Genomic DNA, 22,397 nt, shown 5'->3' with positions numbered 1-22,397 from the left:
GTTCAGTAGTCCGTTTCCGGCATGCTTGCCAGAATGTGCCGGTAGCTGGCCATGCGTTGCGGCATGATGCGCCCGTCCTCCAAGGCCTGGAGCAGGGCGCAACCTGGTTCGCGGTCGTGCTTGCAGTCGCGGAAGCGGCAATGCCCGAGCAGGTCGCGGAACTCGATGAAGCCGGCCTCGACGTCGTCTCGCGACACGTGCCCCAGGCCGAACTCACGGATGCCGGGCGAGTCGATCAGGTCGCCGCCGCCGGGAAAATGGAACAGTCGCGCGGTGGTGGTGGTATGGGTGCCCTTGCCGGTCACCGTGGAGAGGTCGCCGACACGGGTGTCGACACCTGGCAACAAGGCATTCACCAGCGACGACTTGCCCACCCCGGACTGCCCGACGAAGACGCTCACGTGAGCGTCCAGCGCGCCGCGCAGTTCGTCCATCGCCAGGCCATTGAAGGCCGATACCTCGATCAGCGGATAACCCAGGGTGCGGTAGACATTCAGCAGCGCATCGATGCCTTCGGCATTGCTCTCGTCGACCAGGTCGGCCTTGTTCAGCAGCAGCAGCGGCTGGATGCCGGCATGTTCGGCGGCGATCAGGTAGCGGTCGATCAGGTTGGCGTGCGGTTCGGGACGCGGGGCGAAGACGATGACGATGCGGTCGACGTTGGCCGCTACCGGCTTGAGCAGCCCGCGCATGTCCGGGCGGCACAGCTCGGAGCGACGTGGCAATTGCGCGACGATCACGCCGATGCCCTGGTTGCCGGCACGCCAGACCACCTGGTCGCCGGTCACCAGTGCCGGCAGGTTGGCGCGCAGGTGACAGCGGGAAACCTGGCCGTCGGCGGACTCGACCTCTACCTGAACCCCGAAATGAGCGATCACCTGGCCGGTCTGCTCCGGTCCCAGGTCGCCGCCCTCCAGCTCTTCCACGGCACGCGACTCGCGACGGGCCGCCCGGGCCGCGCGTTCTTCCTGGATCTTTTCGATGCGCCAGCTCTGCCGGCGGGTCAAGTGGCGTTTGGCCATGATGCGTCCGCATGAAAAATCGGCGGCGAGTTTAACATGGGCGCGCCGCCATCATTCGCGCGGCGGCGTTCCACGCTAGAATGCACGGCATAGCGACTGGAGCGACTCCCCATGCAGAACCCGCAGAACCTTATCTGGATCGACCTGGAGATGACCGGCCTCGATCCGGACCGGGACGTCATCATCGAGATGGCCACCATCGTCACCGACAGTGACCTCAACACTCTGGCCGAAGGACCGGTGATCGCCATCCACCAGCCAGAGGAAATCCTCGCCGGCATGGACGAGTGGAATACCCGCCAGCACGGCCAATCCGGCCTGATGCAGAGGGTTCGGGAAAGTACCGTGAGCATGGCCGAGGCCGAGGCGCAGACCCTGGCCTTCCTCGAGCAGTGGGTGCCCAAGCGCAGCTCGCCGATCTGCGGCAACAGCATCTGCCAGGACCGCCGCTTCCTCTATAGGCACATGCCCAGGCTGGAAGGCTACTTCCACTACCGCAACCTCGACGTCTCCACCCTCAAGGAGCTGGCTGCGCGCTGGGCGCCGCAGGTCCGCGAGAGCTTCAAGAAGGGCAACACCCACCTGGCGCTGGACGATATCCGCGAGTCGATCGCCGAGCTGCGCCACTATCGCGACCACTTCATCAAGCTCTGATCCGTCCGGGCCGGGCGGCAGGCGCCGGCTGGGCTAGGTTTCCCCGTGGCGCCGCAGGGCCCATTCCACGTGCTCGCGGACCAGCTCCGAAGGGAACCCGCGGCGCGCCTTCAGCGCCTCCAGCACCGGGATGGTCGAGGGCGCGTTGCCCAGCCCCACCGCCAGGTTGCGCAACCAACGTTCGTAGCCGGCGCGGCGCAGCGGCGAACCCTCGGTGCGGCCGAGGAACTCCTCCTCGCTCCAGAGGAACAGTTCGGCGAGTTCGGCGTTGTCCAGGCTGTGGCGCGGCTGGAAGTCGCCCTGCCCGGTGGGGCGGGCGAAGCGATTCCATGGGCAGACGATCTGGCAGTCGTCGCAGCCGAATACCCGGTTGCCGATCAGTGGCCGCAGCTCCAGCGGAATCGCGCCCTTGTACTCGATGGTCAGGTAGGAGATGCAGCGTCGCGCGTCCAGCCGGTAGGGGCCGACGAAGGCCGCGGTCGGGCAGATGTCCAGGCAGGCCGAGCAGCGTCCGCAATGCTCGCTGTCCATCGCCGGGTCGACGGGTAGCGGCATGTCGACGAACAGCTCGCCGAGGAAGAAGTAGCTGCCGGCCTTGCGGTTGAGCACCAGCGTGTTCTTGCCGATCCAGCCGAGGCCGGCCTGTTCGGCGATGGCCTTTTCCAGCACCGGCGCGCTGTCGACGAAGGCGCGGAAACCGAACGGGCCGACTTCGGCCTGGATGCGCTCGGCCAGTTGTTGCAGACGCTTGCGGATCAGCTTGTGGTAGTCGCGGCCGAGGGCGTAGCGCGAGACGTAGGCTTTTTCCGGTGTCGCGAGGACCTGCGCCATGCGCGTGTCGCCGGGCAGGTAATCCATGCGCAGGGATATCACCCGCAGCGTGCCGGGAACCAGCTCGGCAGGTCGCGAGCGCTTGCTGCCGTGCGCCGCCATGTAGTCCATCTCGCCGTGGTAGCCGGCCTCCAGCCAGCGCTGCAGGTGCGCTTCGTGCTCGCCCAGCTCGACGTCGCTGATACCGACCTGCTGGAACCCCAGCTCGCGGCCCCAGTCCTTGATGGACTGGGCGAGGCGGGCGGGGTCCGGCGGGGAAAGGTTGTCGGCCAGAGGTTGGGGAGTCATGGGAGGCAACGAAGACGAGGGAAAGCGAAATGGGATAGGTATAATTCTGCCAGACTGCGCGCCTGACGCCGAATCGATCCGATGACCATGACCTTCCAGCACGACGACCTGCCACTCGCCCTCTATTCCGCCGCCCAGGTGCGCGACCTGGATGCGCGCCTGATCGCTGCCGGCACGCCGGGCTTCGAACTCATGCAGCGCGCCGCCCACGCCGCCTGGCGTGCCTTGCGCCGCCGTTGGCCGGAGGCCGCGGCGCTGACGGTGCTCGCCGGGCACGGCAACAATGCCGGCGACGGCTACCTGATCGCGGCGCTGGCGCAACGTGCGGGTTGGCGAGTGCGGGTGCTGGCGGTCGCGGCGCCGCAGCGGCTTGCCGGCGACGCGGCGCAGGCGCATGCCGCCGCGCTGGCGACCGGGGTCGTGGTGGAGCCCTGGAGCGAGTGCGCCGTGCTCGAGGGCGTAGTAGTGGATGCATTGCTCGGCACCGGCCTGGCAGGTGCCGTGCGCGAGCCCTTTGCGCAGGCCATCCGCCTGGCCAACGCCGCCGACCTGCCGGTGCTGGCGGTGGATATTCCTTCCGGCTTGAGCGCCGACACCGGCGCGGTATTGGGGGAAGCGATCAGGGCGGATCTGACAGTGACTTTCATCGGCCTGAAGATCGGGCTGTTCACTGGCGAGGCGCCGGCACGGGTCGGCGAGCTGGTGTTCGACGAACTCGGTAGCGACGCCGTCGTGCTGCAAGCGCTCCAGCCCCGGGCTCGCCGCCTGGCGCGAAATGCCCTGCCGAGGCTGGCAGCGCGGCCGCGGACCGCACACAAGGGGCTGTTCGGCCACCTGCTGGTGGTCGGCGGCGACACCGGCATGGGCGGGGCCGTGCTACTGGCCGCGGAAAGCGCCCTGCGCTGCGGCGCCGGGCTGGTCTCGGCGGCGACCCGCGTCGAACATGTGCCGGCGTTGCTGGGCCGTTGTCCCGAGGTCATGGCCCATGGCGTGGCGTCGGCGAACCAACTGCTGGCCCTTGCCGAACGCGCCAGCGTGCTGGTGCTCGGTCCCGGGCTTGGCCAGCGCGCCTGGGGTCGCAGCCTGCTGAGCGCTGTCCGGTCGCGACCGTTGCCGCAGGTCTGGGATGCCGACGCGTTGAACCTGCTGGCCCTGGAACCGGTCGGAGCAGGGCCGCAGACATGGATTCTGACGCCGCATCCTGGCGAGGCCGCGCGCCTGTTGGGTCGCTCGATCGCCGAGGTGCAGGCGGATCGTCCGGCGGCGGCGCTGGAACTGGCGCGTCGCTACCAGGCGGTGGTGGTGCTGAAGGGCGCCGGCAGCCTGGTCGCCGCGCCCGACGGACGACTCGCCGTCTGTTCCCAGGGGCATCCGGCGATGGCCGGCGCCGGCCTGGGTGACGTGCTGTCGGGCATCACCGGTGCCTTGCTGGCCCAGCGCGTGGAGGCGTTCGAGGCGGCCTGCCTGGCGGTCTGGCTGCATGCCGCCGCCGGTGAGCGGCTCGGCGCCCAGGGTCGCGGGCTGGCGGCGACCGATCTCATACCTACCGTTCGTCAGTTGCTCGAGGAGTGCAGTCCGTGTCTGAAGTGATCCTGTCCGCCGAAGGGGAAGACGCGATGCTCGAACTGGGCGGGCGCATCGCCCGGGTCAGCGGGGGGCAGGGGGTGATCTACCTGCATGGCGACCTTGGCGCCGGCAAGACCACCCTCTCGCGCGGCATCCTGCGCGGCCTCGGCCATGCCGGCTCGGTGAAAAGCCCGACCTTTACCCTGGTCGAGCCTTACGAAATCGGCGAGCTGCGCGCCTACCATTTCGACCTGTACCGGCTCGCCGATGCGGAGGAATTGGAGTTCTTCGGCATCCGCGACTATTTCGACGGCAGCGCACTCTGTCTGATCGAGTGGCCCGAGCGCGGTGCGGGCGTTTTGCCAACCGCCGATCTGGACATTACCATTACTGCCCAAGCGGGTGGACGGACACTGCGCCTGGTACCGCACGGTGCGCGGGGCGAAGCCTGGTGTGCCACCCTGACCATGGGAGCATGAGAAAAACGATGGGTTGGGGCTTGCGTCTGCGGACGTTGTTGACTGGGGTGATGATTCTGCTGGCCTGCCAGGTCGGCGAGGTTCTGGCCGCCGCGCAAATCAAGAGCGTGCGGATCTGGCGCGCTCCGGACAACACCCGTCTGGTCTTCGATCTCTCCGGTCCGGTGCAGCACAGCCTGTTCACCCTGGCCGCGCCCAACCGTATCGTCATCGACGTCAGCGGCGCCCAGCTGGCGACCCAGCTCAACGGTCTCAAGCTCGGCAACACCCCGATCACCGCGGTGCGCTCCGCCCAGCGCACGCCCAACGACCTGCGCATGGTCCTCGACCTGTCGGCGCAGGTCACCCCGAAAAGCTTCGTCCTGCCGCCCAACCAGCAATACGGCAACCGCCTGGTGGTCGATCTCTACGACCAGGGCGCCGACCTGACCCCGGACGTACCCGCGACGCCGACCCCGAGCGTGCCGGTCACTCCGGTGACGCCGACCCAGCCGGTGGCCAAGCTGCCGCTGCCGACCAAGGGCGGTACCCGCGATATCGTCATCGCCATCGACGCCGGCCACGGCGGTGAAGACCCTGGCGCCCTTGGCCCGGGCGGGCTGCACGAGAAGAACATCACCCTGTCGATCGCTCGCGAGCTGCAACGCCAGATCAACCAGGTGCGCGGTTACCGGGCCGAGCTGACCCGTACCGGCGACTACTTCATCCCACTGCGCAAGCGCACCGAGATCGCCCGCAAGAAGGGCGCCGACCTGTTCGTCTCGATCCATGCCGACGCCGCGCCGAGCCGCAGCGCCTTCGGTGCCTCGGTGTTCGCCCTGTCCGACCGCGGCGCCACTTCGGAAACCGCGCGCTGGCTGGCCGACAGCGAGAACCGTTCCGACCTGATCGGCGGCGATGGCAGCGTCAGCCTCGGCGACAAGGACCAGATGCTCGCCGGCGTGCTGCTCGACCTGTCGATGACCGCCACCCTCTCGTCGAGCCTGGATGTCGGCCACAAGGTGCTGACCAATGTCGGCCGCATCACTTCGCTGCACAAGCGTCGTGTCGAGCAGGCCGGGTTCATGGTGCTGAAGTCGCCGGACATCCCGTCGATCCTGGTGGAAACCGGCTTCATCTCGAACGTCAACGAGTCGCGCAAGCTGGCCAGCGCCAGCCATCAGCAGGCCTTGGCGCGTTCGATCACCAGCGGCATCCGCCAGTATTTCCAGCAGAGCCCGCCGCCCGGCACCTACATCGCCTCTTTGCGCGCCCAGGGCAAGCTCTCCATGGGGCCGCGCGAGCACGTGGTGCGGCCCGGAGAGACCCTGGCGATGATCGCCCAGCGCTATGAAGTGAGCATGGCCGCGCTGCGCAGCAGCAACAGCCTGTCCAGCGACAACCTGAAAGTCGGCCAGGCCCTGTCCATCCCGAGCACCGCCCTGGCGGCCCAGTGATGAGTGAAGCACCGCGTATCCAGCTGCTGAGTCCGCGGCTGGCGAACCAGATCGCCGCCGGTGAGGTGGTCGAGCGTCCCGCCTCGGTGGCCAAGGAACTCCTGGAAAACAGCCTTGACGCCGGTTCCCGGCGCATCGACGTGGAGGTCGAGCAGGGCGGCATCAAGTTGCTGCGAGTGCGCGACGACGGTCGCGGCATCCCCGCCGACGACCTGCCGCTGGCCCTGGCTCGCCACGCCACCAGCAAGATCCGCGAGCTGGAAGACCTGGAGCGGGTGATGAGCCTCGGCTTCCGTGGCGAGGCGCTGGCCTCGATCAGCTCGGTAGCGCGCCTGACCATGACCTCGCGTACCGCCGACGCTGGCGAAGCCTGGCAGGTGGAAACCGAGGGCCGCGACATGCAGCCGCGGGTACAGCCGGCGGCGCACCCGGTGGGGACCAGCGTCGAGGTTCGCGACCTGTTCTTCAATACCCCGGCGCGGCGCAAGTTCCTGCGTGCCGAGAAGACCGAGTTCGACCATCTGCAGGAAGTCATCAAGCGCCTGGCGCTGGCCCGTTTCGACGTGGCTTTCCACCTGCGCCACAACGGCAAGACCATCTTCGCCCTGCACGAGGCGCGAGACGAGCTGGCCCGCGCGCGCCGGGTCGGCGCGGTGTGCGGCCAGGCATTCCTCGAGCAGGCGCTGCCGATCGAGGTCGAGCGCAACGGTCTGCACCTGTGGGGCTGGGTCGGCTTGCCGACCTTCTCCCGCAGCCAGCCGGACCTGCAGTACTTCTATGTGAACGGGCGCATGGTGCGCGACAAGCTGGTCGCCCACGCGGTGCGCCAGGCTTATCGCGACGTGCTGTACAACGGCCGGCACCCGACCTTCGTGCTGTTCTTCGAAGTCGATCCGGCGGTGGTGGACGTCAACGTGCACCCGACCAAGCACGAAGTTCGCTTCCGTGACAGCCGGATGGTCCATGACTTCCTCTATGGCACCTTGCATCGTGCGCTGGGCGAGGTCCGTCCCGACGACCAGCTCGCGCCGCCCGGGGCGACCAGCCTGACCGAGCCGCGACCGACCGGCGCTGCCGCCGGCGAGTTCGGCCCGCAGGGCGAGATGCGCCTGGCTGAGAGCGTGCTGGAGAGTCCGGCGGCACGGGTGGGCTGGAGTGGCGGCTCGTCGGCCTCCGGCGGCTCCTCCGGCTATTCCGCCTACACCCGGCCGGAGGCGCCGCCTTCTCTGGCCGAGGCCGGTGGCGCCTACAAGGCCTACTTCGCGCCGTTACCCGCGGGCGAGGCGCCAGCCGCGTTGCCCGAGAGCGCCCAGGACATCCCGCCGCTGGGTTACGCCCTGGCGCAGCTCAAGGGCATCTACATCCTCGCCGAGAACGCCCACGGCCTGGTGCTGGTGGACATGCACGCGGCCCACGAACGGATCACCTACGAGCGCCTCAAGGTGGCGATGGCCAGCGAAGGCTTGCGTGGGCAGCCGTTGCTGGTGCCGGAGTCGATCGCGGTCAGCGAGCGCGAGGCGGATTGCGCGGAAGAGCATTCCAGCTGGTTCCAGCGCCTGGGCTTCGAGCTGCAGCGCCTGGGGCCGGAAAGCCTGGCGATCCGGCAGATCCCTGCGCTGCTCAAGCAGGCGGAGGCGACCCAGTTGGTGCGCGATGTCATCGCCGACCTGCTGGAGTACGGCACCAGCGACCGTATCCAGGCACACCTGAACGAGTTGCTCGGCACCATGGCCTGCCATGGCGCGGTGCGCGCCAACCGGCGCCTGACCCTGCCGGAAATGAACGCCCTGTTGCGCGACATGGAAATCACCGAACGCAGCGGCCAGTGCAACCATGGGCGTCCGACCTGGACCCAACTGGGCCTGGACGAGCTGGACAAGCTCTTCCTGCGCGGACGCTGAGCCTTGCAGCTTCGGGCGCAAAGCCCGAAGCTATGCGCTTTGTCCAAGAGCGTTCCGATGTCTTCCCTGCCTCCCGCCATCTTTCTCATGGGGCCGACCGCCGCCGGCAAGACCGACCTGGCGATGGCGCTGGCCGATGCGCTGCCCTGCGAGCTGATCAGCGTCGACTCGGCGCTGATCTACCGCGGCATGGATATCGGTACGGCCAAGCCTTCCCGGGAGCTGCTGGCGCGCTATCCGCACCGCCTGATCGATATCCGCGACCCGGCGGAGAGCTATTCGGCCGCGGAATTCCGCGCCGACGCCCTGGCGGCGATGGCCGAGGCCACCGCGCGCGGCAGGATTCCCCTGCTGGTGGGGGGCACCATGCTCTATTACAAGGCGTTGCTCGAGGGCCTGGCCGACATGCCCGGCGCCGATCCCGAGGTGCGCGCGGCGATCGAGGCCGAGGCCCTGGCCGAAGGTTGGGAGGCGCTGCACCGGCAACTCGCCGAGGTCGACCCGGAGTCGGCTGCGCGCATCCACCCCAACGACCCGCAGCGACTGATGCGGGCGCTCGAGGTGTATCGCCTCGGCGGGGTGTCGATGAGCGACCTGCGTCGCCGGCAAAGCGCTGAAAAGGCGGATTTTGACGCGTCAGGCAGGAATCAATTGCCGTATACTGTCGCTCAGCTGGCGATTGCTCCCGAGCAGCGCCAGGTGTTGCACGCGCGGATTGCGCAGCGTTTTCGCCAGATGCTGGAACAGGGTTTCATCGCCGAGGTCGAAGCACTGCATGCCAGAAGTGACTTGCATGCAGGATTACCGTCTATTAGAGCCGTGGGTTACCGTCAGGTGTGGGATTACCTGGATGGCAAGCTGTCCTACGCTGAAATGACCGAACGCGGCATCATCGCTACCCGCCAGTTGGCCAAGCGCCAGTTCACCTGGCTGCGAAGCTGGAGCCATCTACACTGGATGGACAGCCTAGCAGGTGACAATCTGCCGCGTGCCTTGAAATACCTGAAAACGGTCTCCATATTGGCCTGAGACCTTAATTTGTCCGTCTGTTTCCGGAGCGAGACCGGAGTTTGGACGGCGCCAAGTCACCCTATTCGACTACTTCAAACTACGATCCTTAAAGGAGTGCGGCACATGTCAAAAGGGCATTCGCTACAAGACCCTTACCTCAATACCCTGCGGAAAGAACGCGTCCCGGTTTCCATCTATCTGGTCAACGGCATCAAGCTGCAAGGCCAGATCGAGTCCTTCGACCAGTTTGTCATCCTGCTGAAGAACACCGTCAGCCAGATGGTTTACAAGCACGCGATCTCCACCGTGGTACCGAGCCGTCCGGTGCGTCTGCCGAGCGGTGACCAGCCGGCCGAGCCGGGCAACGCTTGACGGGAGTCCGCTTTGTTCTTTGAGCGCCCAGGTGGTGGGGAACAGGCTGTTCTGGTGCATCTGGAAGGGCAGAACCCCGAGGCGCGTGAAGACCCGCAGGAGTTCCAGGAGCTGGTGCGTTCGGCCGGCGCGGAAACGGTGGCATTCGTCAGCGTCTCCCGCCACCAGCCGAGCGCCAAATATCTTATCGGCAGTGGCAAGGTCGAGGAGTTGCACGACCTGGTCAAGGCCGAAAACGTCGAGCTGGTGATTTTCAACCACACCTTGACGCCCAGCCAGGAGCGCAACCTCGAGCGAGCGTTCGAGTGCCGCGTACTCGACCGGACCGGGCTGATCCTCGACATCTTCGCCCAGCGCGCACGTACCCACGAAGGCAAGTTGCAGGTGGAACTGGCGCAACTGGAGCACATGAGCACGCGGCTGGTACGCGGCTGGACCCACCTCGAACGGCAGAAAGGCGGTATCGGCCTGCGCGGTCCGGGCGAGACCCAGCTGGAAACCGACCGACGCCTGCTGCGCGTGCGCATCCGCCAGATCAAGCAGCGCCTGGAGAAGGTCCGCAGCCAGCGCGAGCAGGCTCGACGCGGGCGCAAGCGCGCGGATATCCCGGCGGTCTCCCTGGTCGGCTATACCAACGCCGGCAAATCGACCCTGTTCAATGCGCTCACCGCCTCCGAGGTGTATGCCGCCAACCAGTTGTTCGCCACCCTCGACCCCACCCTGCGTCGCCTGCAACTGGACGATCTCGGGCCGGTGGTGCTGGCCGACACGGTGGGCTTCATCCGTCACCTGCCGCACAAGCTGGTGGAGGCCTTCCGCGCTACGCTGGAAGAGTCGAGCAACGCCGACCTCCTGCTGCACGTGATCGACGCCTACGAGCCCGAACGGGATGCGCAGGTCGAGCAGGTGCTGGCGGTGCTCGGCGAGATCGGCGCCAACGAATTGCCGATGCTCGAGGTCTATAACAAGGTCGACCTGCTACCCTCGGTCGAGCCGCACATCCAGCGTGACGATTCCGGCAAGCCGGTGCGCGTCTGGCTGTCGGCGCAGACCGGCGAAGGCCTCGACCTGTTGCGCCAGGCCATCGCCGAGCTGCTCGGCGAGGACCTGTTCGTCGGGACCTTGCGCCTGCCCCAGCGGCTCGGGCGCCTGCGCGCCCAGTTGTTCGAACTGGGCGCGGTGCAGTCCGAGGCGCACGATGAGGAAGGTTGTACCCTGCTGCAGGTGCGCCTGCCGCGGGCCGAGTTGAACCGCCTGGCGAGCCGCGCTGGCTGGCAGCCGGCGGAGTTCGTTGCGCAACACACTTTGCAATAAAGCCCGTATCGCTGCTTTTGGCAGCGGGCAGGGCATTCGGTAGCATGGGTGGCCGCGCCGCAGGCGCGTTTCGCGTTACTAGATGGAGAGCGCTATGGCTTGGAACGAGCCGGGTGACAACTCGAACAACAACGATCGAGACCCGTGGGGAGGCCGCCGCGGTGGTGGTGGCGGCGGTGGTGACCGCAAGGGGCCGCCCGACCTGGATGAGGCTTTCCGCAAGCTTCAGGACAGCCTGAACGGGCTGTTCGGTGGAAAAAAACGCAGTGGCAACGGTTCCGGCTCCGGTTCCGGCGGCAAGGGCGGTGGCCTGGGCCTGTTCGGTATCGGCCTGGCGATCCTCGCCGTGCTCTGGCTGTACAACGCCATCTATGTGGTGGACGAGCAGGAGCAGGCGGTCATCCTGCGCTTCGGCAAGTATTACGAGACGGTCGGTCCCGGCCTGAACTTCTACTTCCCGCCGATCGACAAGCGCTTCCAGGAGAACGTCACCCGCGAGCGTGCGTACAGCAAGCAGGGGCAGATGCTCACCGAGGACGAGAACATCGTCGAAGTGCCGCTGACCGTGCAGTACAAGATCAGCAACCTGCAGGACTTCGTGCTCAACGTCGACCAGCCCGAGGTCAGCCTGCAGCAGGCGACCGAGAGCGCGCTGCGGCATGTCGCCGGCTCCACCACCATGGACCGGATCCTCACCGAAGGCCGCGAGCAGATGGCGACCGAGGTGCGCGAGCGCCTGCAACGCTTCCTGGATACCTACAGGACCGGTATCACCGTGACCCAGGTGAACATCCAGAGCGCCCAGGCCCCGCGTGAGGTGCAGGAAGCGTTCGACGACGTGATCCGGGCCCGCGAGGACGAGCAGCGCGAGAAGAACCAGGCCGAAGCCTATGCCAACGGCGTGGTGCCGGAGGCGCGTGGCCAGGCTCAGCGCATCATCGAAGAAGCCAACGGTTACCGCGACGAGGTGATTTCGCGCGCCCAGGGTGAGGCGGATCGCTTCTCCAAGCTGCTGGTGGAATATCGCAAGGCTCCGGAAGTGACGCGCGAGCGTCTGTACCTGGACACCATGCAGGAAGTCTTCAGCCAGACCAGCAAGGTGCTGGTGACCGGTCAGCAGGGGCAGAACAACCTGCTCTACCTGCCGCTGGACAAGATGATCGATGGTCGTAACGCCGCGCCTGCTACGGGTGCCGGTGCTTCCGCCGGTGGTGGCAGCGCCAGCGCTTCCGACCTGGGGTCGCGGATCGTCAACGATCTGCGCCAGCAAGACGCGCGTACGAGGGAGAGCCGCTGATGGGCAACAAGTCTTTGATCGCTCTGATCGTCGGTGTCGTCGCCGCCATCGTCCTGTGGAACAGCGTCTACGTAGTCCAGCAGACCGAGCGCGCGGTCATGTTGCGCTTCGGCCGGGTGGTCGAGTCCGACGTCAAGCCGGGCCTGCACTTCAAGATCCCGTACGTCAACCAGGTGCGCAAGTTCGACGCTCGCCTGCTGACCCTGGATGCCCCGACCCAGCGCTTCCTGACCCTGGAAAAGAAAGCGGTGATGGTGGATGCCTATGCCAAGTGGCGGGTGGCGGATGCCGAGCGCTTCTACACCGCCACCTCGGGCCTCAAGCAGATCGCCGACGAACGCCTGTCGCGGCGTCTCGAAGCGGGTCTGCGCGACCAGTTCGGCAAGCGTACCCTGCATGAAGTGGTATCGGGCGAGCGCGACGCGCTGATGGGCGACATCACCGCTTCGCTGAACCGCATGGCGCAGAAGGAGCTGGGTATCGAGGTGATCGACGTGCGGGTCAAGGCCATCGACCTGCCGAAGGAAGTCAATCGCAGCGTCTTCGAGCGGATGAGCACCGAGCGTGAGCGCGAGGCCCGCGAGCACCGCGCCAAGGGTCGCGAACTGGCCGAAGGCATTCGTGCCGACGCCGATCGCCAGCGCCGGGTAATCGTTGCCGAAGCCTACCGCGAGTCGGAAGAGACCCGCGGTGACGGCGACTCCAAGGCTGCCGCGATCTATGCCAAGGCCTACAACCAGGATCCGGAGTTCTATTCCTTCTACCGTAGCCTGAAGGCGTATCGCGAAAGCTTCGCCGAGAAGCGCGACGTACTGGTGCTCGATCCGAGCAGCGAGTTCTTCCGCTATCTGAACAAGGCCAACAAGTAATACTCGGTTCTCCGGCGGGCGGCAGCGCCCGCCGGAGAAATCGTGTTATGATGAGCCAGCCGGGAAATCCCGGCTTTTTTGCGTCCGCGAGAATCATGTGGCAGGAATTCGGCATCGCTTTTTGTCTCGTGCTGGTGCTGGAAGGCATCCTGCCGTTCCTGTGTCCGCGACAATGGCGCGAGGCGGTCACCGGCGTCGGCCGGCTGAGCGACCGTCACCTGCGTCTCGTGGGGCTGGGCAGCATGCTGCTCGGCACCCTGCTTCTTTACTGGATTCACTGATGATGTGCCGCCCGGCTGAAAGGGGAGAGGCGAAATGGCAACGGTAGACCGCTGGCTGCTGCCAGATGGGATCGAAGAGGTGCTGCCCCCGGAGGCGGCGCGCATCGAAGCAGCCCGCCGTCAGGTGCTGGATCTGTTCCACCGCTGGGGTTACGAGTTCGTCGTGACCCCGCATATCGAATACCTGGAGTCGCTGCTCACCGGCGCGGGACAGGATCTTGACCTGCGCACCTTCAAGGTGACCGACCCGGCGTCCGGCCGGCTCATGGGTTTCCGTGCCGACATTACGCCGCAAGTGGCGAGGATGGATGCGCACAGCCTGCGCCGCGAGGGACCGAGCCGCCTGTGCTATGCCGGCAGCGTGCTGCATGCGCAGCCGCGCGCGCTGTCCACTTCGCGTAGTCCGATCCAGCTGGGCGCCGAGCTGTACGGCGATCCGAGCCCTGCCAGCGATGTCGAGGTGATCAGCCTGATGCTGGAAATGCTCGAGATGGCGGAAGTGCCGGACGTGCACATGGATCTCGGCCATGTCGGTATCTACCGCGGCCTCGCGCGCGCGGCAGGGCTGTCCGGCGAAGTCGAGCAGCAGTTGTTCGATGCCTTGCAGCGCAAGGCAGTGGACGAGGTCGAGGCGCTGACTGCAGACCTGCCTGCCGAGCTGCGCGGCATGTTGCGTGCGCTGGCCGAGCTATGCGGCGGCCGCGATGCGCTGGAGCAGGGCCGTGCCCGTCTGGCGGCGGCGCCGGCCGATGTCCAGGTGGCGCTGAACGAGCTGATCGAGATCGCCGATTCGCTGGCTGGACGTTTCCCCGGCTTGCCGCTGTATTTCGACCTCGGCGAGCTGCGTGGCTATCACTATCACACCGGCGTGGTGTTTGCGGCCTTCGTGCCCGGCGTTGGCCAGTCCATCGCCCAGGGCGGTCGCTATGATGATATCGGTGCCGATTTCGGGCGCGCCCGCCCGGCCACCGGTTTCTCCACCGATCTGAAAAGCCTGGTCACTCTCGGCCAGGCCCGGTTGGACCAGGCCGTATCGGGTATCTGGGCGCCGGCCGAAGGGGCCGGGCTCTGGCAGGCGGTGCAACGACTGCGCCGCGACGGGCAGCGTGTCGTCCAGGCTCTGCCCGGGCAGGATGCGGCTTCTGCGCGCGAGGCGGGCTGCGACCGGCAGCTGGCGCTGCGCGATGGCAATTGGCAGGTGGCGCCGCTGGCGTCCTGAGATTCCGCCGGCCGCGGCCGGCATCGAACTTCCACGATGGGGACAAGTGTTATGGGTAAGAATGTCGTAGTCCTGGGCACCCAATGGGGTGATGAGGGCAAGGGCAAGATCGTCGACCTGCTCACCGAGCAGGCGGCTGCCGTAGTTCGCTACCAGGGTGGTCACAACGCTGGCCACACCCTGGTGATCGATGGCGAGAAAACCGTCCTGCACCTGATTCCATCGGGCATCCTGCGCGAAGGCGTGCAGTGCCTGATCGGCAATGGCGTGGTGCTGGCGCCGGATGCGCTGCTGCGCGAAATCACCAAGCTGGAAGAGAAGGGCGTGCCGGTGCGCGAGCGCCTGCGCATCAGTCCTTCCTGTCCGCTGATCCTGTCCTATCACGTCGCCCTCGACCAGGCGCGCGAGAAGGCCCGCGGCGAAGCCAAGATCGGCACCACCGGTCGTGGCATCGGCCCGGCATACGAGGACAAGGTGGCGCGTCGCGGCCTGCGCGTCGGCGACCTGTTCCACCGCGAGCGCTTCGCCGCCAAGCTGGGCGAGCTGCTGGACTACCATAACTTCGTCCTGCAGCACTACTACAAGGAGCCGGCCATCGACTTCCAGAAGACCCTGGACGAGGCGATGGAGTATGCCGAGCTGCTCAAGCCGATGATGGCCGATGTCGCTGCGACCCTGCACGACCTGCGCAAGCACGGCAAGGACATCATGTTCGAAGGCGCCCAGGGATCGCTGCTGGACATCGACCATGGCACCTATCCCTACGTGACCAGTTCCAACACCACCGCTGGCGGTACCGCCACCGGTTCCGGCTTCGGCCCGCTGTACCTGGACTACGTACTGGGTATCACCAAGGCCTATACCACTCGCGTCGGCTCCGGTCCGTTCCCGACCGAGCTGTTCGACGACGTCGGCGCCTACCTGGCCAAGCGCGGCCACGAGTTCGGCGCCACCACCGGTCGCGCTCGTCGCTGCGGCTGGTTCGATGCCGTGATCCTGCGCCGCGCCATCGAGATCAACAGCATCTCCGGCCTGTGCCTGACCAAGCTCGACGTGCTCGATGGTCTGGACGTGGTGCGCCTGTGCGTCGGCTACAAGAATGCCGATGGCGATGTGCTGGAAGCGCCGACCGATGCCGACAGCTACATCGGCCTGCAGCCGGTCTACGAGGAAATGCCCGGCTGGAGCGAGTCGACCGTGGGTGCGAAGACCCTGGAAGAGTTGCCGGCCAACGCCCGCGCCTACATCAAGCGCGTGGAAGAACTGGTGGGTGCGCCGATCGATATCATCTCCACCGGTCCGGATCGCAACGAAACCATCATCCTGCGCCATCCATTCGCCTGAGGCGGATAGCGGGGCGATGACGGAACGGGCTGCGCATGCGGCCCGTTTTCATTTCCGGGGTCGGCGCCGCGGCGAGCGGGGGGAGGTGGCGTGGCTCGAAGGGAAAAATCGCGGACAACAAAAAGCCGAGCGATGCTCGGCTGTTTGTCTTGAAGATGGTGCCCAGGAGAAGACTCGAACTTCCACGGTGTTGCCACCGCTAGGACCTGAACCTAGTGCGTCTACCAATTCCGCCACCTGGGCATGCTTTTCAGCATTGTGCGATGATCGCTCATCGACTTGGGTGTTGCAAACCTTGTCGCAGTTTCAATGCCTGGTAGTGGCTGAACTGCTGAAACAAAAACGGTCTAATGTCCGGCTTTGTCTGAAATATGGTGCCCAGGAGAAGACTCGAACTTCCACGGTGTTGCCACCGCTAGGACCTGAACCTAGTGCGTCTACCAATTCCGCCACCTGGGCACTGGAGTCGATGATCGCTCATCGTTTCCGTGTTACAACGTCTCAGCAACGTTGTGGGCGCGAACTATACGAGTACGTATTCTGCTTGTAAACCCCTGATGCGATAAAAATTATTCTGCTGCCGAAGCTGACCGACGAAGCGTTTTCGCGCTTCAATAGAGCAATGGCAGCAAACGCTAAAGAAGAAAAGGTGACCTACCTCTAATGGCCGATTGGCAAAACCTCGATCCCGAGGCCGCTCGCGAAGCGGAAAAGTACGAAAACCCCATCCCCAGCCGGGAACTGATCCTGGCTCACCTATCCGAGCGAGGCGCTCCGGCGACTCGCTCCCAGTTGCTCGACGAGTTCGGGCTCGCCGGCGAGGAGCCGGAAGAGGCCTTGCGTCGTCGCCTGCGCGCCATGGAGCGCGACGGGCAGCTTATCTATACGCGTCGTGGCGCCTACGCGCCGGTGGACAAGCTGGACCTGATCCGCGGCCGCATCAGCGGGCACCGCGATGGCTTCGGCTTCCTGATCCCCGACGATGGCAGCGACGACCTGTTCCTCAGCCCCACCCAGATGCGCCTGGTGTTCGACGGCGACCGCGCCCTGGCCCGGGTGTCCGGCCATGACCGGCGCGGACGCCGCGAAGGCCAGCTGGTCGAGGTGATCGAGCGGGCCCACGAGATCGTGGTCGGCCGCTACTTCGAGGAAAGCGGCATCGGCGTGGTGGTCGCGGACAACCCGAAGATCCAGCAGGAAGTCCTGATCCCGCCGGGCAAGGCCGGCAAGGCCAGGCACAACCAGTTCGTCCAGGTGCGCATCGAGCAATGGCCGAGCATCCACCGCCAGGCCCAGGGCGAGATCGTCGAGGTGCTCGGCGACTACATGGCGCCGGGGATGGAGATCGAAGTCGCCCTGCGCAGCTACGATATCCCCCACGTCTGGCCGGCCGCGGTGGAGAAGGAAGCGGCCAAGCTCAAGCCGGAAGTGGCGGAGAAGGATAAGGAAAAGCGTGTCGACCTGCGCCAGGTGCCCTTCGTCACCATCGACGGCGAGGATGCCCGCGACTTCGACGACGCGGTGTACGCCGAGGCCAAGCGCGGCGGCGGCTGGCGCCTGTTCGTGGCAATCGCCGATGTCTCGCACTACGTGAAGGTCGGTTCGGCGCTGGACGAAGAGGCGGCCAGGCGCGGCAACTCGGTGTATTTCCCCGAGCGGGTGATCCCGATGCTGCCGGAGGTGCTGTCCAATGGTCTCTGCTCGCTGAATCCGCTGGTCGACCGGCTGGCCATGGTCTGCGAGATGACCCTGTCCAAGGCCGGCAAGCTGACCGGCTATCAGTTCTACGAAGCGGTGATCCACTCCCATGCGCGCCTGACCTACACCAAGGTCAGCCAGTTGCTCGAGCATCCCGACAGCGTCGAGGCCGAGAACCTGCGCCAGCAGTTGCCCGGCGTGGTGCCGCACCTGCAGCAGCTGTATGCGCTGTATAAAGCGCTGCTGGCCGGCCGCCATGTCCGCGGCGCGATCGATTTCGAGACCCAGGAAACCCGCATCGTCTTCGGCGCCGACCGGAAGATCTCGGAAATCCGCCCGACCCAGCGCAACGATGCGCACCGCCTGATCGAAGAGTGCATGCTCTGCGCCAACGTGGCGACCGCACGCTTCCTGCAGAAGCACGCCATCCCGGCGTTGTACCGGGTGCATGACGGCCCGCCGCAGGAGAAGCTCAACAACCTGCGCCAGTTCCTCGGCGAGCTGGGGTTGAGCCTCGGCCGCGGCAAGGCCGCGCCGACCCCGGGCGACTACCAGGAGTTGCTGGAGAAGATCCACGACCGCGCCGACTTCCGCCTGATCCAGACGGTCATGCTGCGTTCGCTCAGCCAGGCGGTGTACAGCCCGGACAACAATGGCCACTTCGGCCTCAACTACGACGCCTACACCCACTTCACCTCGCCGATCCGGCGCTACCCGGACCTGCTGGTGCATCGTGCGATCCGCAGTGTGATCCGCTCCAAGGCGGAGACTCCGCACGTGGAGCGGGCCGGCGCGGCGAGCATGCCCAAGGCGCGCATCTATCCGTACGACGAATTGCGCCTGGACCAGTTGGGCGAGCAGTGCTCGATGACCGAGCGGCGTGCCGACGAGGCCACCCGCGACGTGACCAACTGGCTGAAGTGCGAATACATGCGCGAGCGGGTCGGCGAGACCTTCCCTGGCGTAATCACCGCGGTCACCGGTTTCGGTCTGTTCGTCGAGCTGACCGACATCTTCGTCGAAGGCCTGGTCCATGTGACCGCGCTGCCCGGCGATTACTATCATTTCGACGCCGTGCACCATCGCCTCAGCGGCGAGCGCACCGGGCGCAGCTTCCGTCTCGGCGACACCACGGAAGTGGTAGTGGCGCGGGTCGACCTGGACGAGCGGAAGATCGATTTCGAGCTGGCCGGAAACGTGCTGAGCGCGCCGATCGGACGCAAGAAGCGCAACGGCGACAAGTCGGCGAACGCCGGCAAGGCGCCGAAGGGGCGCAAGGGCGCATCCGTGCCCGAGGTCGACCTGGAGCCGGCGCTGGCCAGTCCCGACGCCGCGGTGGTGCCGCGGCGCAAGGCCGGCAAGGTGCAGGCGCTGCCGCCGGTCGCGCCGGAGCTGCTGGCGCAGGCCGCGGAGATGCTCGGCAACACCGACGTGCGCAAGAGTCGCGAGGTGAAGCAGGCGCTGCTCGCCGAGGCGCGCGTCGGCGGCGGCAAGGACAAGGGCGGGAAGAAGGGCAAGGTCGTTCCTGCGGGCAAGAGCGCGAAGGGCAAGGCCAAGGGCGGCAAGCCCGCCGCTGCCGCCAAGCCGGGAAAGCCGACCAAGCATCGCAAGGGGCCTTCCAAGCCGAAGGCCGACAACGCTCCGGCCGCCACCGGGGCGCGCAAACGTAAGGCCAAGTCATGAGTCAGTGGGAAAAGGTCTACGGCGTGCATGCCGTGGAAGCGTTGTTGCGTCATCACCCGAAGCGGGTCAAGCAGTTGTGGCTGGCCGAGGGGCGGCATGATCCGCGGGTCCAGGTGCTCACCGAGCTGGCCGCCGGGTTCCGTATTCCGGTAGGGCAGCGCGATCGGCGCGAACTCGACGAGTGGGCGGAAGGCGTCCACCAGGGCGTGGTCGCGGAAGTCAGCCCCAGCCAGGTCTGGGGCGAAAACATGCTCGAGGAACTGCTCGAGCGGAGCGAGGGCGTGCCGCTGCTGCTGGCCCTGGATGGCGTCACCGATCCGCACAACCTCGGCGCCTGCCTGCGTACCGCCGATGCGGCGGGGGTGCAGGCGGTGATCGTGCCCAAGGACAAGTCCGCGACCCTCAACGCCACCGTGCGCAAGGTCGCTTGCGGCGCCGCCGAGGTGATCCCGCTGGTGGCGGTGACCAACCTCGCGCGCACCCTGGAAAAGCTCCAGCAGCGCGGCCTGTGGGTGGTCGGCACCGCTGGCGAGGCGGACAAGACCCTCTACCAGCTCGACCTCAAGGGGCCGACCGTGCTGGTGATGGGCGCGGAAGGCAAGGGCATGCGCCGGCTGACCCGCGAGCACTGCGACTTCCTCGCCAGGTTGCCGATGGCCGGCAGCGTCAGCAGCCTGAACGTCTCGGTCGCCACCGGCGTCTGCCTGTTCGAGATCCTCCGTCAGCGCACCCCGCTGGAGTGAGCGCGTGCGGGGCCGCCGCGGCGCGGCCCCGCGCCATTCCATCCGCTGTACAAATATTCGCCAATCTTCCTTGCTTCGCCGGTTGCCCTTCTCTAGAATGTCGCCCCTTGCCGCGCGGGCAGGCGTTCGTTCGCCTCTCCGCCAGGCAAGCCAAGAAAACATTCACTCCTTGCCTGACCGTTCTGCGGCAGGCTGCAACCCGTAAGGAGCATTTATGCGTCATTACGAAATCGTGTTCCTGGTTCACCCGGACCAGAGCGAACAAGTCGGTGGCATGGTCGAGCGTTACACCAAGGCCATCGAAGAAGACGGCGGCAAGATCCACCGTCTGGAAGACTGGGGCCGTCGTCAGCTGGCCTACGCCATCAACAACGTGCACAAGGCCCACTACGTTCTGATGAACGTCGAGTGCAGCGCCAAGGCCCTGGCTGAGCTGGAAGACAACTTCCGTTACAACGATGCCGTGATCCGTAACCTGGTCATGCGTCGCGACGAAGCTGTCACCGAGCAGTCCGAGATGCTCAAGGCTGAAGAAAGCCGCAACGAGCGTCGCGAGCGTCGTGAGCGTCCGAACGATAACGCTGAAGGCGCCGATGGCGACGACAACAGCGATAGCGATAACGCTGACGAGTAATTCCGGACCAGTATTGAGGAGCCAATCACATGGCACGTTTCTTCCGTCGTCGTAAGTTCTGCCGCTTCACCGCCGAAGGCGTGAAAGAGATCGATTACAAGGATCTCAACACCCTGAAGGCCTACGTTTCCGAAACCGGCAAGATCGTTCCGAGCCGTATCACCGGCACCAAGGCCAAGTACCAGCGTCAGCTGGCGACCGCTATCAAGCGCGCCCGCTACCTGGCCCTGCTTCCTTACACCGACAGCCACGGCCGTTGAGATCGGGCAGTCGAACGCTGGTAAGGGATAGATCGCATGCGCGCACTGGCTGAGTTCACCATGCGCGGCCGCATGCAGGCCACGCTCGCCGTGGCAGGCTCCGCGGTTGTTCCACTGTTGTTCTGGCTGAGTGCCGCCGCCGGTAGCCTGGTGCTGCTGCGGCGCGGATTCGGCGACGCCTTCGGCGTCCTGGCCTGGGCGGTGCTACCGGCGATGTTCTGGTGGTACCTGGGCGATCCGAGCATCCTTCTGGTCCTGCTCGGTACCCTGACGCTGGCGCAGATCCTGCGCGCCAGCACGTCCTGGAGCCATGTGCTGCTGGGCAGTGTTGCAGTTGGCGTGGTATTCGCGCTGGTGCTGGGGCATACCTCCAGCGAGCTGATCGGCGCCCTGGCGACGGAAGTCACCAAGGTCCTGACCCAGCTTCGCGGGGAGTCCCAGCTGTCGGGCGAAGAGCTGGACAAGTTGCAGGTGGCGCTGGTGCCGACCCTGACCGGGGTCATGGCTTCCTCGCTGCAGGTGACCTGCCTGCTCTGCCTGATGCTCGCGCGGTACTGGCAGGCTTCGCTGTACAACCCGGGCGGCTTCGGCCGCGAATTCCGGAGTTTGCGGCTGGCGCCGGCGGTTGCCGTGATCCTGCTGCTGGGGGCCGTCGTGGTCCCGGCGCTGGAAGTGCAGGCCGCGGTGCTCGGCCCGTTGTGCAGCGTGCCGCTGATCATCGCCGGCGTGGCGCTCGGGCATGGCCTGATCGCCCTGAAGCGCCTCGCGGGTGGTTGGCTGGTGGGCCTGTACCTGGCTGTATTGCTGCTGGGGAACCTGATCTGTCTTTTAGCGGTTGTCGACAGTCTGTTTGATTTTCGTGGACGCCTGGCCCGGCGCCAGGGTTCCACGAACGGTGAAGGTTAAAAGTTAAGAGGTAAGACTCAAATGGAAGTCATCCTGCTGGAAAAAGTCGCCAACCTGGGCAACCTGGGCGACAAGGTGAACATCAAGGGCGGTTACGCCCGTAACTTCCTGCTGCCGCAGGGCAAGGCCACCGTCGCCACCGCCGAGAACGTCGCTGCGTTCGAAGCCCGCCGCGCCGAGCTGGAAAAGGCTGCCGCCGAGAAGAAGGCCGCTGCCGAAGCCCGTGCTGCCCAGCTCTCCGAGCTGGTGGTAACCCTCGGCGCCCACGCTGGCGACGAAGGCAAGCTGTTCGGTTCGATCGGCACCCGCGACATCGCCGAAGCCGTTTCCGCTGCCGGTTACCCGCTGGAAAAAGCCGAAGTTCGCCTGCCCAACGGCGCGCTGCGCAACACCGGTGAGTTCGACGTCGCCGTGCACCTGCACACCGACGTGGAAACCACTCTGAAGCTGATCATCGTCGCTGAGTAAGCGATCCGATCGGTAGGGCTGGGCGGGCATATGCGTGTCCGCGGCAGTCCGCTAACATCGGGCACGGTACCGGCAACGGCACCGTGCCCGTTGTTTTTTCCGCTGTTCCTTTTTCTTGCGT

At 66.1% G+C, this 22,397-nt stretch carries 21 protein-coding genes and 2 tRNA genes; 19 read left to right on the top strand and 4 right to left on the bottom strand.

Annotated elements, in window-relative coordinates; translation table 11 throughout:
* Positions 1–2 precede the first annotated feature (2 nt).
* Entirely contained in the window at positions 3–1,022 is a 1,020-nt protein-coding gene (gene rsgA / locus LT948_RS08300) for a small ribosomal subunit biogenesis GTPase RsgA (protein WP_003102042.1), read from the bottom strand.
* A 111-nt stretch (positions 1,023–1,133) separates the two neighbouring features.
* Here rsgA and orn point away from each other — a divergent pair, with 111 nt between their 5' ends.
* Positions 1,134–1,676, top strand: a complete 543-nt coding sequence (orn, locus tag LT948_RS08295) for an oligoribonuclease (RefSeq protein WP_003125488.1) — start codon at positions 1,134–1,136, stop codon at positions 1,674–1,676.
* 33 nt (positions 1,677–1,709) lie between these two features.
* Here orn and queG read toward each other — a convergent pair whose 3' ends face one another.
* Positions 1,710–2,795, bottom strand: a complete 1,086-nt coding sequence (gene queG / locus LT948_RS08290; RefSeq protein WP_003110324.1) for a tRNA epoxyqueuosine(34) reductase QueG — start codon at positions 2,793–2,795, stop codon at positions 1,710–1,712.
* Between the two features lie 81 nt (positions 2,796–2,876).
* Here queG and LT948_RS08285 point away from each other — a divergent pair, with 81 nt between their 5' ends.
* From LT948_RS08285 to LT948_RS08230, 12 genes are all read left to right on the top strand, one after another.
* The gene (locus LT948_RS08285; RefSeq protein WP_003135568.1) at positions 2,877–4,385 is read left to right on the top strand and encodes an NAD(P)H-hydrate dehydratase; all 1,509 of its coding nucleotides are present in this window, start codon (positions 2,877–2,879) and stop codon (positions 4,383–4,385) included.
* Positions 4,373–4,840, top strand: a complete 468-nt coding sequence (tsaE, locus tag LT948_RS08280) for a tRNA (adenosine(37)-N6)-threonylcarbamoyltransferase complex ATPase subunit type 1 TsaE (protein WP_003095664.1) — start codon at positions 4,373–4,375, stop codon at positions 4,838–4,840. Before LT948_RS08285 ends, tsaE begins: the two co-directional genes overlap by 13 nt.
* 8 nt (positions 4,841–4,848) lie before the next feature.
* Positions 4,849–6,276: an N-acetylmuramoyl-L-alanine amidase AmiB gene (amiB, locus tag LT948_RS08275; protein WP_003123571.1), complete on the top strand. Its 1,428-nt coding sequence runs from the start codon at positions 4,849–4,851 to the stop codon at positions 6,274–6,276.
* The gene (mutL, locus tag LT948_RS08270; RefSeq protein ID WP_003106411.1) at positions 6,276–8,177 is read left to right on the top strand and encodes a DNA mismatch repair endonuclease MutL; all 1,902 of its coding nucleotides are present in this window, start codon (positions 6,276–6,278) and stop codon (positions 8,175–8,177) included. Before amiB ends, mutL begins: the two co-directional genes overlap by 1 nt.
* Before the next feature lie 57 nt (positions 8,178–8,234).
* The gene (gene miaA, locus LT948_RS08265; RefSeq protein ID WP_003135563.1) at positions 8,235–9,206 is read left to right on the top strand and encodes a tRNA (adenosine(37)-N6)-dimethylallyltransferase MiaA; all 972 of its coding nucleotides are present in this window, start codon (positions 8,235–8,237) and stop codon (positions 9,204–9,206) included.
* A 105-nt stretch (positions 9,207–9,311) separates the two neighbouring features.
* Positions 9,312–9,560 carry an RNA chaperone Hfq gene (gene hfq, locus LT948_RS08260; RefSeq protein ID WP_003095657.1) on the top strand — a complete coding sequence of 83 codons (249 nt, stop codon included), beginning with the start codon at positions 9,312–9,314 and terminating at the stop codon, positions 9,558–9,560.
* A 12-nt stretch (positions 9,561–9,572) separates the two neighbouring features.
* Entirely contained in the window at positions 9,573–10,874 is a 1,302-nt protein-coding gene (gene hflX / locus LT948_RS08255; RefSeq protein WP_003095652.1) for a ribosome rescue GTPase HflX, read from the top strand.
* Between the two features lie 94 nt (positions 10,875–10,968).
* Positions 10,969–12,171, top strand: coding sequence for an FtsH protease activity modulator HflK (gene hflK, locus LT948_RS08250; protein ID WP_003106427.1), 1,203 nt, complete (start codon positions 10,969–10,971; stop codon positions 12,169–12,171).
* Positions 12,171–13,040, top strand: a complete 870-nt coding sequence (hflC, locus tag LT948_RS08245) for a protease modulator HflC (RefSeq protein WP_003106429.1) — start codon at positions 12,171–12,173, stop codon at positions 13,038–13,040. Before hflK ends, hflC begins: the two co-directional genes overlap by 1 nt.
* 95 nt (positions 13,041–13,135) lie before the next feature.
* A complete protein-coding gene (locus LT948_RS08240) occupies positions 13,136–13,321 on the top strand; it encodes a DUF2065 domain-containing protein (protein ID WP_014603355.1) in 186 nt (61 codons plus the stop codon).
* A 34-nt stretch (positions 13,322–13,355) separates the two neighbouring features.
* Positions 13,356–14,540 carry an ATP phosphoribosyltransferase regulatory subunit gene (locus LT948_RS08235; RefSeq protein WP_003095644.1) on the top strand — a complete coding sequence of 395 codons (1,185 nt, stop codon included), beginning with the start codon at positions 13,356–13,358 and terminating at the stop codon, positions 14,538–14,540.
* 51 nt (positions 14,541–14,591) lie between these two features.
* A complete protein-coding gene (locus LT948_RS08230; RefSeq protein WP_003095642.1) occupies positions 14,592–15,884 on the top strand; it encodes an adenylosuccinate synthase in 1,293 nt (430 codons plus the stop codon).
* Between the two features lie 156 nt (positions 15,885–16,040).
* Here LT948_RS08230 and LT948_RS08225 read toward each other — a convergent pair.
* A tRNA-Leu gene (locus LT948_RS08225) sits at positions 16,041–16,127 on the bottom strand.
* Between the two features lie 129 nt (positions 16,128–16,256).
* A tRNA-Leu gene (locus LT948_RS08220) sits at positions 16,257–16,343 on the bottom strand.
* Positions 16,344–16,547: 204 nt separating this feature from the next.
* Here LT948_RS08220 and rnr point away from each other — a divergent pair.
* The 6 genes from rnr (at position 16,548) to rplI (ending at position 22,276) form a co-directional block, all read left to right on the top strand.
* Positions 16,548–19,265 carry a ribonuclease R gene (gene rnr / locus LT948_RS08215; protein ID WP_073657332.1) on the top strand — a complete coding sequence of 906 codons (2,718 nt, stop codon included), beginning with the start codon at positions 16,548–16,550 and terminating at the stop codon, positions 19,263–19,265.
* The gene (rlmB, locus tag LT948_RS08210; RefSeq protein ID WP_003095638.1) at positions 19,262–20,008 is read left to right on the top strand and encodes a 23S rRNA (guanosine(2251)-2'-O)-methyltransferase RlmB; all 747 of its coding nucleotides are present in this window, start codon (positions 19,262–19,264) and stop codon (positions 20,006–20,008) included. The genes rnr and rlmB overlap by 4 nt, the downstream gene beginning before the upstream one ends.
* 214 nt (positions 20,009–20,222) lie before the next feature.
* Positions 20,223–20,642, top strand: a complete 420-nt coding sequence (rpsF, locus tag LT948_RS08205) for a 30S ribosomal protein S6 (RefSeq protein WP_003095636.1) — start codon at positions 20,223–20,225, stop codon at positions 20,640–20,642.
* A 29-nt stretch (positions 20,643–20,671) separates the two neighbouring features.
* Positions 20,672–20,902, top strand: coding sequence for a 30S ribosomal protein S18 (gene rpsR, locus LT948_RS08200; protein WP_003095634.1), 231 nt, complete (start codon positions 20,672–20,674; stop codon positions 20,900–20,902).
* A 36-nt stretch (positions 20,903–20,938) separates the two neighbouring features.
* Positions 20,939–21,808, top strand: a complete 870-nt coding sequence (locus tag LT948_RS08195) for a hypothetical protein (RefSeq protein ID WP_003095630.1) — start codon at positions 20,939–20,941, stop codon at positions 21,806–21,808.
* A 21-nt stretch (positions 21,809–21,829) separates the two neighbouring features.
* The gene (gene rplI / locus LT948_RS08190) at positions 21,830–22,276 is read left to right on the top strand and encodes a 50S ribosomal protein L9 (RefSeq protein WP_003095627.1); all 447 of its coding nucleotides are present in this window, start codon (positions 21,830–21,832) and stop codon (positions 22,274–22,276) included.
* Positions 22,277–22,397: the final 121 nt, after the last annotated feature.

The organism is Pseudomonas sp. CP-1, assembly GCF_021213715.1.
GTDB classification, from domain to species: Bacteria; Pseudomonadota; Gammaproteobacteria; order Pseudomonadales; family Pseudomonadaceae; genus Pseudomonas; species Pseudomonas aeruginosa.
This window is presented reverse-complemented; position numbering and strand designations above follow the sequence as displayed.

Coding starts and splice junctions, on each gene's coding strand:
- rsgA (WP_003102042.1), bottom strand. CDS start 1,022: ATGGCCAAACGCCACTTGACCCGCCGGCAGAGCTGGCGCATCGAAAAG.
- orn (WP_003125488.1), top strand. CDS start 1,134: ATGCAGAACCCGCAGAACCTTATCTGGATCGACCTGGAGATGACCGGC.
- queG (WP_003110324.1), bottom strand. CDS start 2,795: ATGACTCCCCAACCTCTGGCCGACAACCTTTCCCCGCCGGACCCCGCC.
- LT948_RS08285 (WP_003135568.1), top strand. CDS start 2,877: ATGACCATGACCTTCCAGCACGACGACCTGCCACTCGCCCTCTATTCC.
- amiB (WP_003123571.1), top strand. CDS start 4,849: ATGGGTTGGGGCTTGCGTCTGCGGACGTTGTTGACTGGGGTGATGATT.
- mutL (WP_003106411.1), top strand. CDS start 6,276: ATGAGTGAAGCACCGCGTATCCAGCTGCTGAGTCCGCGGCTGGCGAAC.
- miaA (WP_003135563.1), top strand. CDS start 8,235: ATGTCTTCCCTGCCTCCCGCCATCTTTCTCATGGGGCCGACCGCCGCC.
- hfq (WP_003095657.1), top strand. CDS start 9,312: ATGTCAAAAGGGCATTCGCTACAAGACCCTTACCTCAATACCCTGCGG.
- hflK (WP_003106427.1), top strand. CDS start 10,969: ATGGCTTGGAACGAGCCGGGTGACAACTCGAACAACAACGATCGAGAC.
- hflC (WP_003106429.1), top strand. CDS start 12,171: ATGGGCAACAAGTCTTTGATCGCTCTGATCGTCGGTGTCGTCGCCGCC.
- LT948_RS08240 (WP_014603355.1), top strand. CDS start 13,136: ATGTGGCAGGAATTCGGCATCGCTTTTTGTCTCGTGCTGGTGCTGGAA.
- LT948_RS08235 (WP_003095644.1), top strand. CDS start 13,356: ATGGCAACGGTAGACCGCTGGCTGCTGCCAGATGGGATCGAAGAGGTG.
- LT948_RS08230 (WP_003095642.1), top strand. CDS start 14,592: ATGGGTAAGAATGTCGTAGTCCTGGGCACCCAATGGGGTGATGAGGGC.
- rnr (WP_073657332.1), top strand. CDS start 16,548: ATGGCCGATTGGCAAAACCTCGATCCCGAGGCCGCTCGCGAAGCGGAA.
- rlmB (WP_003095638.1), top strand. CDS start 19,262: ATGAGTCAGTGGGAAAAGGTCTACGGCGTGCATGCCGTGGAAGCGTTG.
- rpsF (WP_003095636.1), top strand. CDS start 20,223: ATGCGTCATTACGAAATCGTGTTCCTGGTTCACCCGGACCAGAGCGAA.
- rpsR (WP_003095634.1), top strand. CDS start 20,672: ATGGCACGTTTCTTCCGTCGTCGTAAGTTCTGCCGCTTCACCGCCGAA.
- LT948_RS08195 (WP_003095630.1), top strand. CDS start 20,939: ATGCGCGCACTGGCTGAGTTCACCATGCGCGGCCGCATGCAGGCCACG.
- rplI (WP_003095627.1), top strand. CDS start 21,830: ATGGAAGTCATCCTGCTGGAAAAAGTCGCCAACCTGGGCAACCTGGGC.